Raw genomic sequence first — 12,789 nt, forward strand, 5'->3', positions numbered from 1 at the left:
GGGGGTCAGCCGGCGCTCAAGGCGTCGACGCCCGAGACGATCTCGGAGATCTCCTGGGTGATCTCACCCTGGCGGGCCTGGTTGGCCAGGCGCGTGTAGTCGCGGATGATGTCCTCCGCGTTCTCGGTGGCGGTGTGCATGGCCCGCTGCCGCGAGGCCAGCTCGGAGGCCGCAGCCATGAGCAGCTGGGACCGGATCCGGTTGGCCACGTACATCGGCAGCAGCTGGTCGAGCACGTCCTCGGGGCTCGGCTCGAACTCGTACAGCGGCAGGGGCTTGTCCCCCGGCTCGGACACGCCCTCGACGACCTCCAGGGGCAGCACCCGACGGCGCTCGACGACCTGGGTGACCATCGAGCGGAACCGGGTGAAGACCACGTGCAGCTCGCTGACCCCGCTCTGGCCGGGCTCCGCGGAGTAGGCCTCGAGCAGCGCCCGGGCGATGTCCTGCGAGACGGCCACCGAGGGGCTGTCGGACTCCCCGGTCCACACCCGCTCGATGCGGCGGCCGCGGAACTTGAAGTAGCTCTCGCCGCGCCGGCCGAACACGTAAAGGCGAGGGGTCTTGCCCTCCTCCTCGAGGTCGGCGACGAGCCGCTCGGCCTCGCGCAGCACGCTGGCCGAGTAGGCCCCGGCCATGCCGCGGTCGGAGGTGACCACGAGCACGGCGACCTCGGACGTGTCGGCGCGCCCGGTGATGAGCGGGTGGTCGAGGTCGGCGTGGGAGGCGACGGCGGACACCGCGCGGATCAGGGCCCCGGTGTAGGGGTCGCCGCCCAGCGCGGCGTCACGGGCCTTGCCGATCCGTGAGGCCGCGATGAGCTCCATCGCGCGGAAGACCTTCTTGAGCGTCTGGGTCGCCCGGATCTTCTGCTTGTAGACGCGCTGCTGTCCCGCCATCGATCAGGCCCTGCTGCCCTTGACGATCTGCTCCTGGGACGACTCGGCCTCGGACTCGTCGTCCTGGGGAACCTCCTCGAGGAGCTTGCCCTCGCCGGTGGTGAAGCCGGCGCGGAAGTCCTCGACGCCGGCGCGCAGCGCCTCGAGCGTGTCGTCCTCCAGCTTGCCGGAGGTGACGATCGCGTCGAGCACGCCCGTCGTCGAGCGCAGGTGGTCGATCATCTCCGCCTCGAAGCGGGACACGTCGGCGACCTCGACGTCGTCGAGGTAGCCGTTCGTGCCGGCCCAGATCGAGACGACCTGGTCCTCGACCGGGAAGGGGCTCGACTGCTGCTGCTTGAGCAGCTCCATCAGGCGCTCACCCCGGGTGAGCTGCTGGCGCGTCGTCGGGTCCAGGTCCGAGGCGAACATCGCGAAGGAGGCCATCGCCCGGTACTGCGCGAGGGTGATCTTCAGCGTGCCGGCGACCTTCTTCATCGCCTTGATCTGCGCGTCACCACCGACGCGGGAGACCGAGACACCGACGTCGACCGCGGGGCGCTGGTTGGAGTTGAACAGGTCCGACTGGAGGAAGATCTGGCCGTCGGTGATCGAGATGACGTTGGTCGGGATGTAGGCCGACACGTCGTTGCCCTTGGTCTCGATGATCGGCAGGCCGGTCATCGAGCCGGCGCCCAGCTCGTCGTTCAGCTTGGCGCAGCGCTCGAGCAGCCGGGAGTGCAGGTAGAAGACGTCGCCCGGGTAGGCCTCGCGGCCCGGCGGGCGGCGCAGCAGCAAGGACACCGCACGGTAGGCCTCGGCCTGCTTGGACAGGTCGTCGAAGACGATGAGGACGTGCTTGCCGCCGTACATCCAGTGCTGGCCGATGGCCGAGCCGGTGTAGGGGGCGATGTACTTGAAGCCGGCCGGGTCCGAGGCGGGCGAGGCGACGATCGTCGTGTACTCCAGCGCCCCGGCGTCCTCGAGGGTCTTGCGCACCGCCGCGATCGTCGAGCCCTTCTGGCCGACGGCGACGTACACGCAGCGCACCTGCTTCTCGGGGTCGCCCGACTCCCAGTTGGCCTTCTGGTTGAGGATGGTGTCCAGCGCGATGGCTGTCTTGCCGGTCTTGCGGTCACCGATGATGAGCTGGCGCTGGCCGCGGCCGACGGGGATCATCGCGTCGATGGCCTTGAGGCCGGTCTGCAGCGGCTCGTGGACCGACTTGCGGGCCATGACGCCGGGGGCCTGCAGCTCGAGGGCGCGACGCCCCTCCATGCCGCCGATCTCGCCCAGGCCGTCGATGGGCCGACCCAGCGGGTCCACGACGCGGCCGAGGTAGCCGTCGCCGACCTCGACGGACAGGACGTCACCGGTGCGGTGGACCTCCTGGCCCTCCTCGATGCCGGTGAACTCGCCGAGGACCACGACACCGATGTGGCGCTCCTCGAGGTTCATCGCCAGTCCGAGGGTGCCGTCCTCGAAGCGCAGCAGCTCGTTGGCCATCGCGCCGGGGAGGCCCTCGACGGTCGCGATGCCGTCGGCGGCGGAGATCACGTGCCCGATCTCGTCCGTGCTCGCGGCCCCCGGCTCGTAGGAGCTCACGAAGCTGTCCAGCGCCGCCCGGATCTCGTCGGGGCGGATCGTCAGCTCTGCCATCAGTGTTTCCTCACCTCGTCCGGTGCCGGTGGCGGCGCCGGGTAGTTGCTGCGTTGGGGTGCTCAGCCGGCGATGCGCCGGCCGACCTCGTCGATGCGGGTACGGATCGTGCCGTCGATGACGGTGTGCCCGACCTCGACGCGGAGACCGCCGATCACCGAGGGGTCGATGTCGACGTGCAGGGCGATGTCGCTGCCGTGCTCGGCCGCCAGGATCGCGGCCAGGCGCTCACGCTGCTCGCTCGTCAGCGGGATCGCCGCGGTCACGCGGGCGACCTTGCGGTCCCGACGGGCGGCCGCACGCTCGGCGACCAGCGACAGGGCCGCCAGCACGGAGCGCTCCTCGCGGGAACCGACGCCCCGCTGCGACAGGAGCAGCGCCTCGCGCGAGACCTGCTCGCCGATGACCCGGGTGAGGAGCTCGCGACGCGCGGTCACGGGCCGGGACTCCTCGGCCAGCGCCACCTCGAGCGACGGCGAGCCGGTGACGGCACCGCGGACGGCGAGCAGCTCGGCGCCGAGCTCGTCGAGCCGGCCCTCCCGCTCGGCGGCGGCGATGACCGAGTCCTGACCGAGCGTCTCCAGCGCCGTGACGATGTCCGTGTCCTGCGACCACCGCTCGCGCGCGAGGCCGCCCACGAGGTCGCTCACGCGACCGTCGACGGAGCCGCCCAGGACCCGGGTCGCCAGGGCGGCCCGGTCCTCGCCGGAGCGCGACGGGTCGGTGACCGAGCGGCGCAGCGGGGTGCTCTCCGCGAGGAGGTCGGCCACGGCGAAGATCGACCCGGCCAGGTCGAACGCGTCCGTGGCCTCACGGACGACGGGGTCCCAGCGGCCCTGGGCGTTGCCCAGGGCGACGGAGCTGGAGGCGCGCATGGGGGTCAGCCCTCCTGGGTCGTGGTGCCGGTCTGCACGGCGGCGCCGCTGCGGGCCTCGAGGTCGTCGAGGAACCGGTCGACGACGCGCGACTGGGCCGCGGCGTCCTCGAGCGACTCGCCGACGATGCGGGAGGCCAGCTCGACGGCCAGGGTGCCGACGTCGGTGCGCAGCGACTGGGCCGCCTGACGACGCTCGGCCTCGATCTGCCGCTCGGCGGCGGCGGTGGTGCGCTCCGCCTCCTCGCCGGCCTTGCGCCGGGCGTCGTCGACGAGCTCCTTGCCGTGGGCGTTGGCACGCTCACGGATGCCGGCGGCCTCGCGGCGCGCCTCGGCGAGCTCGGCGTGGGACTTCTCCTCGGCGTTGGCGAGCATCGACTCGGCGTCCTCGGCCTTCCGCAGGCCCTCCGAGATCTTGTCCGCGCGCTCGTCGAGGATGCCGGTGATCCGCGGGACGCCCCACCGAAGGACGGCGAAGGCGATGACGGCGACGACCACCAGCGACCAGATGATGTCGTACCAGGCGGGGATGAGCAGGTCGAGCCCGTCCCTGACCTCGGCGACGACGATGCCGCTGGCAGGCATCAGAAGATGAGACCCGCGATGAGGCCGAGCAGACCGAGGGCCTCGGCGAACGCGGCACCGATGAACATGTTGGTCATGAGGCGGCCGGCGACCTCGGGCTGCCGGGCGGTGGCCTCCTGCGTCTTGCCGACGAGGATACCGATACCGATGCCGGGGCCGATCGTGCCGAGGCCGTAACCAACTGCGGAGAGCGAGCCGTCCATGTGGTGCTTCCTTACTGTGTGGGTGGTGTCGTTCGTTCGGGGGGTGGGACTGACGCCGGCCGGAGCCGGCCTCGCCGGCCGTCCTAGTGGTCGGCCACCGAGAGCTGGAGGTACACCGCGGCCAGCAGCGTGAAGATGTAGGCCTGCAGCGCGCTGATGAAGATCTCGAACAGCGTGAACGCGAGCCCGGCGACGAGGGTGACGGCACCGAGGCCGGCCATCGCGGTGGAGGCCTGGAAGAAGAAGAAGTGCGTCGCGGAGAAGCAGAGCACGAGCAGGATGTGCCCGGACATCATGTTCGCCAGGAGACGGATGGTCAGCGTGACCGGCCGCAGCAGGAAGGTCGAGATGAACTCGATCGGCGTGAGGATGATGTAGATCGGCTTCGGCACGCCCGCCGGGAAGAGCTGGGCGCCGAAGAAGCTGCCGGCCCCGCGCTCCCTGATGCCGGCGTAGATGAAGCCGATCCAGGCGATGACCGCGAAGGTCAGCGGCAGCCCGACCACCGAGGTTCCCGCGATGTTGAGGAACGGGATGACGCCGGTCATGTTGAAGAACAGCACGCCGACGAAGAGCACCGTGAGCATCGGGGTGTACTTGCGGCCGAGCCGCTCGCCGAGGGAGTCGATCGCGATCGTGCGGCGGACGAACTCCTGGCCGAGCTCGAGCAGCGACTGGCCGCGGCCCGGGACGAGCTTGAGCCGACGCGTGCCGAACCAGATCACCAGCACGAGGGCGAGCGCCGCGACGAAGCGGACCAGCATGATCCGGTTGATCTCGAAGGGCGTGCCCTCGAAGAGGAACGGGGCGGGGAAGAACTCCTCGAGCCCCGGAGCGTGCCAGCCGTCTCCCCCCTCGGCGGTGACGATGCGGACCTGCGCCGCGGTCGCGGCGTGCGTCAGCGCATTCAGCACAGGTCGTCTCCCTGGTGTTCCGGTGGGCGGCGGCATCCGGCCCTCCCCGAGCGCTTCCTCGAGGCCTGCCGTCGCCGCCAGACTAACTCATCGGATCCGCCCCCCACCGCCGGGTCCGTGCCGTCGCAGAGCGACACGGGTCACGTTCGTCGCACCTGCGGGACCGATGCGGTCCTGTTCGCCCGGTCCTCGCCCCCGGTCCCGACCTCAGTCCTCCTCCGCCGCGCGTCCGTCGGGCTGGACGTAGGGGATGCGGGCGGTCATCACGGCGTGGGAGTCGATGAGCACCGAGCCGAGCACGGCGATCGCCGCGGAGGCGAACAGGACCCCGCGGTGGAAGAAGTCGGCGTCGCGCACGGCCAGCAGCACGAGGATGACGAGCACCGTCTTCAGCAGCCACGAGCCCATGACCGCGATGACCATGAGGTCCAGCGGCCGCTTGGCAGCGGCCCGGACGGCGACGACGGTGGTGATCGCGAAGATCGCGGCCAGGGCGGTGCCGAGCACCCCGCCCCACATGCCGCGGGTGCCGCCGATCAGCGCGCCGATCCCGATCGAGCCGACCGCCACCACGACGAGGAACAGCGCGAGGCGCCGCAGGATCCCGGTGAACAGCTCGCGGGGCAGGGCGGGGTCCTCGCTCGCGCCTGCCGACGCGCTCGTGCCCGGCTCGTCGGTGGCGCCGGCCGCCCCGGTGGCCCCGGTGGCCGCGGCCGGCGCGGTCGCGCCGGTCGGCTCGGCGGCCGAGGGCTCCCCCGTGGCCGCGCCCGCGGCGTCCTGCGCGGCGGTGTCGTCGTCGCGGTCGTGCTGATCGGTCACTGGTCTCTCCTGGTGCGGGTCTTGCGCTGCGTGGGCAGCAGTCGGGCGGTGAGCAGGATGGCCACGAGCGAGGCGGCGCCGGCGCCGACGGCCACCTGCTCGAGCGGGAAGAAGGCGAGGGAGACCGCGGTCAGCGAGAGAACCGCGGTCCACAGGTGGAGGATGCCGACGGCCGCCCGGTGGCTGTGGCCCAGGCGCAGCAGGCGGTGGTGCATGTGCGAGGCGTCGGCGTGGAACGGGGAGCGCCCCGCGCCGACGCGCCGGACCACGGAGGTGACGATCTCCATCAGCGGGACCGCGAGGACGGCGACCGGGATGAGGATGGGCACGAAGGCCGGCAGCGCGCGCCCGGCCGACAGGGCGGCGGGGTCGATCTGGCCGGTGACGATGATGGCCGCGCCCGCGAGCGTGAGCCCGAGGAACATCGCCCCGGAGTCGCCCATGAAGATCCGTGCCGGGTGCAGGTTGTGCGGCAGGAAGCCCAGGCACACCCCGGCCAGCGCCGCGAGGACCGCGGAGGCGACGTTGGCGTAGTTGCCCGGCGAGGCGTCGCGGGCGAGCAGGTAGGTGAACAGGAAGAACGACGAGCCGCCGATGAGGATCATCCCCGCCGCCAGGCCGTCGAGCCCGTCGACGAAGTTCACCGCGTTGACCACCACGACGACGATGAGCGTGGTGGCCAGCAGCGAGAAGCCCGAGGAGCCGATCGTCAGGCCGAACAGCGGGAAGGTGATGAGCTGGACGCCCTGCCAGGCCATGAGGCCGGCGGCGAGGAACTGGCCGGCGAGCTTGGTCAGCCAGTCCAGGTCCCAGACGTCGTCGGCCGCGCCGATGAGGCAGATGACGGTGGCCCCCAGGAGTACCCCCCAGGCCTGGGAGGACTGGGCGAAGACCGCCTCCAGGTAGGGGATCTGGGAGGCCAGGGTCATGCTCGCCGCGAAGCCCGCGAGCATCGCCAGCCCGCCGAGGCGCGGGGTCGGCACCGCGTGCACGTCCCGGTCGCGCACGGCCGTCAGCGCGCCGATCCGCACCGCGATGCGTCGCATCACGGGGGTCAGCAGGTAGGTGACGACGGCGGCGAACGCGGCGACGAGCAGGTAGGTCCTCATCGGGTGGCTGGTGGCTCCGCGGGCGGGGTGTCGGGGGCCGCAGCGTCCTCGGCGGACCCGCCCGCGACCTCGGCGGCGGCAGCCCCGGGATCCGCAGCGTCGTCGGGGGCCGAGGCGTCGTCGTCGGCCGCCGCGTCCTCGGCGAGCCCGGGCACGACCTCGGCGAGCTCGGGCACGGTCAGCGCGCCCACGCGCAGCACCCGCACTTGCTCGCCGGTGAGGTCGAGGATCGTCGAGGGCGAACCGGCGCCGACCTCGCCGCCGTCGAGGTAGACGGCGACCGAGCCGCCGAGCTGCTCCTCGGCGTCGGCGCAGGTCGAGGGGGCCGGACGGGTGGTCCGGTTCGCCGAGGACACCGCCGTCGGGCCTGCCCGGCGCAGCAGCTCGCGGGCGAGCTCGTGGTCGGGCATCCGCACCGCGACGGTGCCACGGGTGTCCCCCAGGTCCCAGCTCAGCGCGGGGTGGGCGCGGCACACCAGCGTCAGCGGCCCGGGCCAGAACCGCTCGGCGAGCGCGTCCGCGACCGGCGGCAGGTCGGTGGTCAGGGCGGTGAGCACCGCCAGGTCCCCGACGAGCACCGGCGGCGGCTTGTCGCGACCGCGCCCCTTGGCCGCCTGCAGGACCTCGACGGCGGCCGGGTCGAAGGCGTTGGCCCCCACCCCGTAGACGGTGTCGGTCGGCAGGACGACGAGCTCGCCGCGGCCGAGGGCGGAGACCGCGGCGTCCAGCCCGACGGCGCGCTCGCGCGCCGAGCTCGTGTCGAAGACGGTCATGACGGCGAGTGTTCCATGCGCGGGGTGCCAGGCCGGGGCGCGACCGCCGTGAGGTAGCGGTCCCGTCCGGTGAGGTCGGCGCCGGTGCGGGCGTCGACGAGGCCGCAGGCCGCCGCGTGCGCGCGCAGCGCCGGGCCCTGCTCCTCGGAGTGCTCGAGCACGAGGGTCCCGCCGGCCCGCAGCAGCGTGGCCGCCCGGGCCACGAGGGCGCGTGGCAGGTCCAGGCCGTCCGCGCCGCCGCCGTACAGGGCGCGGGCCGGGTCGTGCTCGCGGACCTCGGGGTCGCGGGGCAGGGCGTCGTCGGGGACGTAGGGCGGGTTGGACACGACGACGTCGCAGCGCCCGTCGAGCTCGGGCAGCGCCTCCCGGGCGTCGCCGGCGACGAGCCGCACCGCCGGGGCGTGCCGCTCGACGTTGGCGCGGGCGACCACCAGGGCCTCGGGCGAGATCTCCACGGCGTGCACCCGGGCGCCGGGCACCTCGGTGGCCAGCGCCAGGGCGATCGCCCCCGAGCCGGTGCACAGGTCGACGACGAGCGGTGCCGGGCCCGCGGCCCGGGCGGCCTCGATCGCCGCGCCGGCCACGAGCTCGGTCTCCGGCCGGACGACGAAGGCTCCGGGCCCGGCGACGAGCGCGAGGTGGCGGAAGTGCATGGTCCCGGTGATGTGCTGCAGCGGCTCGCGCCCGGCGCGCCGCTCGACGGCGTGCGCGTAGGTGCCGAGCTGGTCGGCGGTGGGGTCGGGAGCCATCATCAGCGGGGCGGCGCGGGCCACGTGCTCGGCGAGCAGGCGGGCGTCGACCAGGGGGCTGGGCACCCCGGCGTCGGTGAGGATCGCCGCGGCCCCGGCCACGGCCTCGCGCCAGGTCGGCGCGCCGCTCACGAGCCGGCGTCGGCCAGCCGCGCGGCCTCGTCCGCCTCGACCGCCGAGGCGATGACCGGACCGAGCTCGCCGTCGAGCACCTGGTCGAGGTTGTAGGCCTTGAACCCGGTGCGGTGGTCGGCGATCCGGTTCTCGGGGAAATTGTAGGTGCGGATCCGCTCGGAGCGGTCCACGGTGCGCACCTGGGACCGGCGGGCGTCGGCGGCCTCGGCCTCCAGGCGCGCGTTGCGCTCGGCGAGCAACCGGGCACGCAGCACGCGCATGGCCGCCTCGCGGTTCTGCAGCTGGGACTTCTCGTCCTGCATGGACACGACGATGCCGGTGGGCTCGTGGGTGATCCGCACGGCGGAGTCGGTGGTGTTGACGGACTGCCCGCCGGGCCCCGAGGAGCGGTAGACGTCGATGCGCAGGTCGGCCGGGTCGATCTCGATCTCGCCGGGGTCGTCGACCTCGGGCAGCGCGAGCACCCCTGCCGCGGAGGTGTGGATGCGGCCGGCGGACTCGGTGACCGGGACGCGCTGGACGCGGTGCACCCCGCCCTCGTACTTCAGGCTCGCCCAGGCGCCGTCCTCGGGGGCGACGTCGCCCTTCGTGCGGACCGACAGCGCCGCGTCCTTGACCCCGCCCAGACCGGTCTCGGTCAGCGAGAGGACCTGGGTGGTCCAGCCGCGCCGCTCGGCGTAGCGCGTGTACATGCGCAGCAGGTCGCCGGCGAACAGGGCCGACTCGTCGCCGCCCTCCCCCGCCTTGATCTCGAGGATGACGTCCCGGGAGTCGTCGGGGTCGCGCGGCAGGAGGACGTCGCGCAGCCGGTCGAGCGCCGCCGCGTGCGCCGCCTCGAGCTCGGGGAGCTCGGCGCGCAGGGCGTCCGCCTCCTCGCCGTCGGACATCTCGATGAGCTCGCCGGCGGCGGCGAGGTCCGCCGCCGCGCCCGCCTCCGCGGTCGCGGCCGCGGCCACCCGGGACAGCTCGGCGTAGCGACGAGCGAGCGACCGGGCGCGGCCGGTGTCGGAGTGGACGTCGGGGTCGGCCAGCTGCCGCTCGAGCTCGGCGTGCTCGAGGAGCAGCGGCTCGAGCGCCTCGGAGAGCTCGGGGCTGCTCATGGGGTCCTTCCGGCCGGTTCGACGACCGTCGCCGTCGGGTACGGACAGGGCGCCGGTGGTGGCGCCGCCCGTGGGCGGTCGCCTCCACCGGCGCCCGTCAGCGTCAGTTCGAGGTCTTCTTCTTGCCGTAGCGCGCCTCGAAACGGGCCACACGGCCACCGGTGTCGAGGATCTTCTGCTTGCCCGTGTAGAACGGGTGGCACGCGCTGCACACCTCGACGTTGATCGAGCCGGAGGTGGCGGTCGAGCGGGTCTCGAAGGTGTTCCCGCACGTGCACGTCACGGTGGTGGCGACGTACTCGGGGTGGATGCCCTGCTTCATGTGTGTCTCCAAGGGGTTGCACGGCGGACCGGGTCGCCAGGCTGGTGCCTGGCGTGAACCGGAGGCCGACGGGACATTCTGCCAGGGCGGGGCCGCCCAGGACAGGGCGCCCGGCGTGACCTGCGTCGCCGGGCGCGCGGACCGACGCGGTTACTGGATCGCGTAGTCCGGGTCGGAGTTCGCGGGCGTGGTGGGGGTGTTCTTCTGCACCGTCATGAGGAACTCCGCGTTCGACGTCGTCTCTCGCAGCTTGCCCAGCAGCAGGTCCGAGGACTGCTGGAGGTCGAGCGCGCCCATCACGCGGCGCAGCTTCCACATGATCTTCAGCTCCTCGGAGCCCATGAGCAGCTCCTCGCGGCGGGTGCCCGAGGCGTTGACGTCCACGGCCGGGAAGATGCGCTTGTCGGCCAGCTGGCGCGAGAGCCGCAGCTCCATGTTGCCCGTGCCCTTGAACTCCTCGAAGATCACCTCGTCCATCTTCGAGCCCGTCTCCACGAGCGCGGAGGCGAGGATCGTCAGCGAACCGCCGTTCTCGATGTTGCGGGCGGCGCCGAAGAACTTCTTGGGCGGGTAGAGCGCGGAGGCGTCCACACCGCCGGAGAGGATGCGGCCCGAGGCGGGGGCGGCCAGGTTGTAGGCCCGCGAGAGGCGGGTGAGGGAGTCGAGCAGCACGACGACGTCCTGGCCCAGCTCGACCAGACGCTTGGCCCGCTCGATCGCCAGCTCGGCGACCACGGTGTGGTCCGAGGCCGGCCGGTCGAAGGTCGAGGCGATGACCTCGCCCTTGACCAGGCGCTGCATGTCGGTGACCTCCTCAGGGCGCTCGTCGACGAGGACGACCATGAGGTGCACGTCGGGGTTGTTCACCGCGATCGCGTTGGCGATCTGCTGCATGATGATCGTCTTGCCCGCCTTGGGCGGGGAGACGATGAGCCCGCGCTGGCCCTTGCCGATGGGCGAGACGAGGTCGATGACGCGAGGCGTGATGGCCTTCGGCGTCGTCTCCAGGCGCAGCTGGTCCTGCGGGTACAGCGGGGTGAGCTTGCCGAACTCGGGACGGTGCCGGGCCCGCTCCACCGTCATGCCGTTGATGGTGTCCAGGCGCACGAGCGGGTTGAACTTCTGCTTCTGCCCGCGGCCGCCGCGGCCGCCCCCGCTGGTGACGGTGTGACCGCCGCTGCCGTCCTCGCCTGGTTGGCGCACGGCGCCGGTGACCGCATCACCGCGGCGCAGACCGAACTTGCGGGTCTGGTTGAGGGTGACGTAGACGTCGCTCGCACCGGGCAGGTAGCCCGAGGTCCGCACGAAGGCGTACTGGTCGAGGATGTCGACGATGCCGGCGACGGGGACGAGCACGTCGTTCTCGGAGACCTCGACCTCCTCGACGCTCACGTCGTCGTTGCCACCGCGCGCCCGGCGGCGGCGGTCGCGGTTGCGGTCCCGGCTGCGCCGGCGGCGGCCGCCGGGGCCGTCGTCGTCGCCGTCGTTGCCGCGCTGGTGGTTGTTCTGGTTCTGGTTGCGGTTCTGGCCGCCGCCCTCGCGCCGGCGGGAGGCCGCCTCGCCGAGGTCGTCGAGGGTGAGGTCGCCGGCGGCGTCCTCGCCCTGGCGGCCACCGTCGCGGCCGCCCTGACGGTTCGCCCGGTTGCCCCGGCCGTCGTTGCCCTGGCGCTCGTCACCCTGGCCACCCTGGCGGCCGTTGCCGTTGTTCGAGCTGCCGTTGTTCCCGTTGGCGTTGCGGCCGCCGTTGCCGCCGCGGTCCCCGCCGTCGGTGCGGTCGCTGTTGCCGTCGCCGGTGCGCCCGGAGCCGTCGCGGCGGGCGGCGCGCTCGTCCTGGCCGCGCTCCTGTCCGCCGCTGCGGTCGGGCAGGTCGATGCCGAGGTCGGGCAGGTCGCGCGAGGCCTCGGTGGGGGTGGAGGTCGCGCGGCGCGAGCGTCGCTGGCGCGGGGCCGCACCGCCGTCGTCGGTCGCGGACCGGTCGGCGGGGGCGTCCTGGCTCACGGGGGCGTCCTGGCTCACGGGCGCGTCCTGGCGGGCCGGGACGTCCTGCTCGGCGGGGGCGTCCTGGCCGGCCGGAGTCTCCTGGCCGGCGGAGGCGGATGCGGAGCCGCCGCGTCGGCCGCTGGCGGGAGCATCCGTCTGCTCACCGGCCGGGGACGCGGAGCCGCCGGACCCGGAGGTGCTGGGCGAGGCGGACGCGCCGGAGCGGCCGGCGCGGATCGCCTCGACGAGGTCACCCTTGCGCATGCGGGTGGTGCCCTTGAGCCCCATCTGGGACGCGATGGCCTGCAGCTCCGCGAGCTTGAGGGTGGAGAGCGCGCCCTGTCGGGCGGCGTCGATGGTGTCTGTCACGAGGTGCCTTTCCTCGGTCGGCGCCCGGGGGGACCGGGACGCTGCATACCCGGCTCGGTGCCGGGGAGGTGGGACTGCGCTCCAGGTGCGCGACACGCACGGGGCGGTCGGGATCGTGGAGGCTGACCGGTCCGCGTGTGACGAGTGCGCCGCGACGAGGCGGACGTGGACGTCCAGCGGGGATCCGGTACCAGCAGGATAACAGGCTTGCGGCCCGGCGTCTCGGCGCCCGGCCGTTCGCGATGGGGAGAGGTGCCCCACCTCACCCGCCGGGGCGCTCCGCCGGGCCCCTGTCCGGGCCGGCCGCCCGGCCCTCGCCC

13 protein-coding genes are annotated in these 12,789 nt (G+C 73.2%); all 13 read right to left on the bottom strand.

Annotation, left to right across the window (positions count from 1 at the left end; translation table 11 throughout):
* Positions 1–5: 5 nt before the first annotated feature.
* Complete coding sequence (locus AC3D3D_RS04790) at positions 6–899, bottom strand: F0F1 ATP synthase subunit gamma (protein ID WP_463661294.1); 894 nt, start codon at positions 897–899, stop codon at positions 6–8.
* A 3-nt stretch (positions 900–902) separates the two neighbouring features.
* Positions 903–2,537, bottom strand: coding sequence for a F0F1 ATP synthase subunit alpha (atpA, locus tag AC3D3D_RS04795; protein ID WP_463661293.1), 1,635 nt, complete (start codon positions 2,535–2,537; stop codon positions 903–905).
* Positions 2,538–2,599: 62 nt separating this feature from the next.
* Positions 2,600–3,412, bottom strand: coding sequence for a F0F1 ATP synthase subunit delta (locus tag AC3D3D_RS04800; protein ID WP_463661292.1), 813 nt, complete (start codon positions 3,410–3,412; stop codon positions 2,600–2,602).
* Between the two features lie 5 nt (positions 3,413–3,417).
* Positions 3,418–3,996, bottom strand: a complete 579-nt coding sequence (locus AC3D3D_RS04805; protein WP_463661291.1) for a F0F1 ATP synthase subunit B — start codon at positions 3,994–3,996, stop codon at positions 3,418–3,420.
* Positions 3,996–4,199, bottom strand: coding sequence for an ATP synthase F0 subunit C (gene atpE, locus AC3D3D_RS04810; protein ID WP_463661290.1), 204 nt, complete (start codon positions 4,197–4,199; stop codon positions 3,996–3,998). Before atpE ends, AC3D3D_RS04805 begins: the two co-directional genes overlap by 1 nt.
* A gap of 83 nt (positions 4,200–4,282) precedes the next feature.
* Positions 4,283–5,113 carry a F0F1 ATP synthase subunit A gene (gene atpB, locus AC3D3D_RS04815; protein ID WP_463661289.1) on the bottom strand — a complete coding sequence of 277 codons (831 nt, stop codon included), beginning with the start codon at positions 5,111–5,113 and terminating at the stop codon, positions 4,283–4,285.
* 207 nt (positions 5,114–5,320) lie between these two features.
* The gene (locus AC3D3D_RS04820) at positions 5,321–5,932 is read right to left on the bottom strand and encodes a Cg1360 family ATP-synthase-associated protein (protein WP_463661288.1); all 612 of its coding nucleotides are present in this window, start codon (positions 5,930–5,932) and stop codon (positions 5,321–5,323) included.
* Positions 5,929–7,041, bottom strand: a complete 1,113-nt coding sequence (locus tag AC3D3D_RS04825; protein ID WP_463661287.1) for an MraY family glycosyltransferase — start codon at positions 7,039–7,041, stop codon at positions 5,929–5,931. Before AC3D3D_RS04825 ends, AC3D3D_RS04820 begins: the two co-directional genes overlap by 4 nt.
* A complete protein-coding gene (locus AC3D3D_RS04830) occupies positions 7,038–7,814 on the bottom strand; it encodes an L-threonylcarbamoyladenylate synthase (RefSeq protein WP_463661286.1) in 777 nt (258 codons plus the stop codon). The genes AC3D3D_RS04825 and AC3D3D_RS04830 overlap by 4 nt, the downstream gene beginning before the upstream one ends.
* Positions 7,811–8,695 carry a peptide chain release factor N(5)-glutamine methyltransferase gene (prmC, locus tag AC3D3D_RS04835; RefSeq protein WP_463661285.1) on the bottom strand — a complete coding sequence of 295 codons (885 nt, stop codon included), beginning with the start codon at positions 8,693–8,695 and terminating at the stop codon, positions 7,811–7,813. Before prmC ends, AC3D3D_RS04830 begins: the two co-directional genes overlap by 4 nt.
* Complete coding sequence (gene prfA / locus AC3D3D_RS04840; protein ID WP_463661284.1) at positions 8,692–9,798, bottom strand: peptide chain release factor 1; 1,107 nt, start codon at positions 9,796–9,798, stop codon at positions 8,692–8,694. Before prfA ends, prmC begins: the two co-directional genes overlap by 4 nt.
* A 103-nt stretch (positions 9,799–9,901) precedes the next feature.
* Complete coding sequence (rpmE, locus tag AC3D3D_RS04845) at positions 9,902–10,120, bottom strand: 50S ribosomal protein L31 (RefSeq protein WP_463661283.1); 219 nt, start codon at positions 10,118–10,120, stop codon at positions 9,902–9,904.
* Between the two features lie 150 nt (positions 10,121–10,270).
* A complete protein-coding gene (gene rho, locus AC3D3D_RS04850; RefSeq protein ID WP_463661282.1) occupies positions 10,271–12,469 on the bottom strand; it encodes a transcription termination factor Rho in 2,199 nt (732 codons plus the stop codon).
* Positions 12,470–12,789: the final 320 nt, after the last annotated feature.

It is taken from the genome of Georgenia sp. X1117 (assembly GCF_057784635.1).

Excerpts from the sequence above, each read along its gene's own strand:
- AC3D3D_RS04790 (WP_463661294.1), bottom strand. The coding sequence starts at position 899 with ATGGCGGGACAGCAGCGCGTCTACAAGCAGAAGATCCGGGCGACCCAG.
- atpA (WP_463661293.1), bottom strand. The coding sequence starts at position 2,537 with ATGGCAGAGCTGACGATCCGCCCCGACGAGATCCGGGCGGCGCTGGAC.
- AC3D3D_RS04800 (WP_463661292.1), bottom strand. The coding sequence starts at position 3,412 with ATGCGCGCCTCCAGCTCCGTCGCCCTGGGCAACGCCCAGGGCCGCTGG.
- AC3D3D_RS04805 (WP_463661291.1), bottom strand. The coding sequence starts at position 3,996 with ATGCCTGCCAGCGGCATCGTCGTCGCCGAGGTCAGGGACGGGCTCGAC.
- atpE (WP_463661290.1), bottom strand. The coding sequence starts at position 4,199 with ATGGACGGCTCGCTCTCCGCAGTTGGTTACGGCCTCGGCACGATCGGC.
- AC3D3D_RS04825 (WP_463661287.1), bottom strand. The coding sequence starts at position 7,041 with ATGAGGACCTACCTGCTCGTCGCCGCGTTCGCCGCCGTCGTCACCTAC.
- AC3D3D_RS04830 (WP_463661286.1), bottom strand. The coding sequence starts at position 7,814 with ATGACCGTCTTCGACACGAGCTCGGCGCGCGAGCGCGCCGTCGGGCTG.
- prfA (WP_463661284.1), bottom strand. The coding sequence starts at position 9,798 with ATGAGCAGCCCCGAGCTCTCCGAGGCGCTCGAGCCGCTGCTCCTCGAG.
- rpmE (WP_463661283.1), bottom strand. The coding sequence starts at position 10,120 with ATGAAGCAGGGCATCCACCCCGAGTACGTCGCCACCACCGTGACGTGC.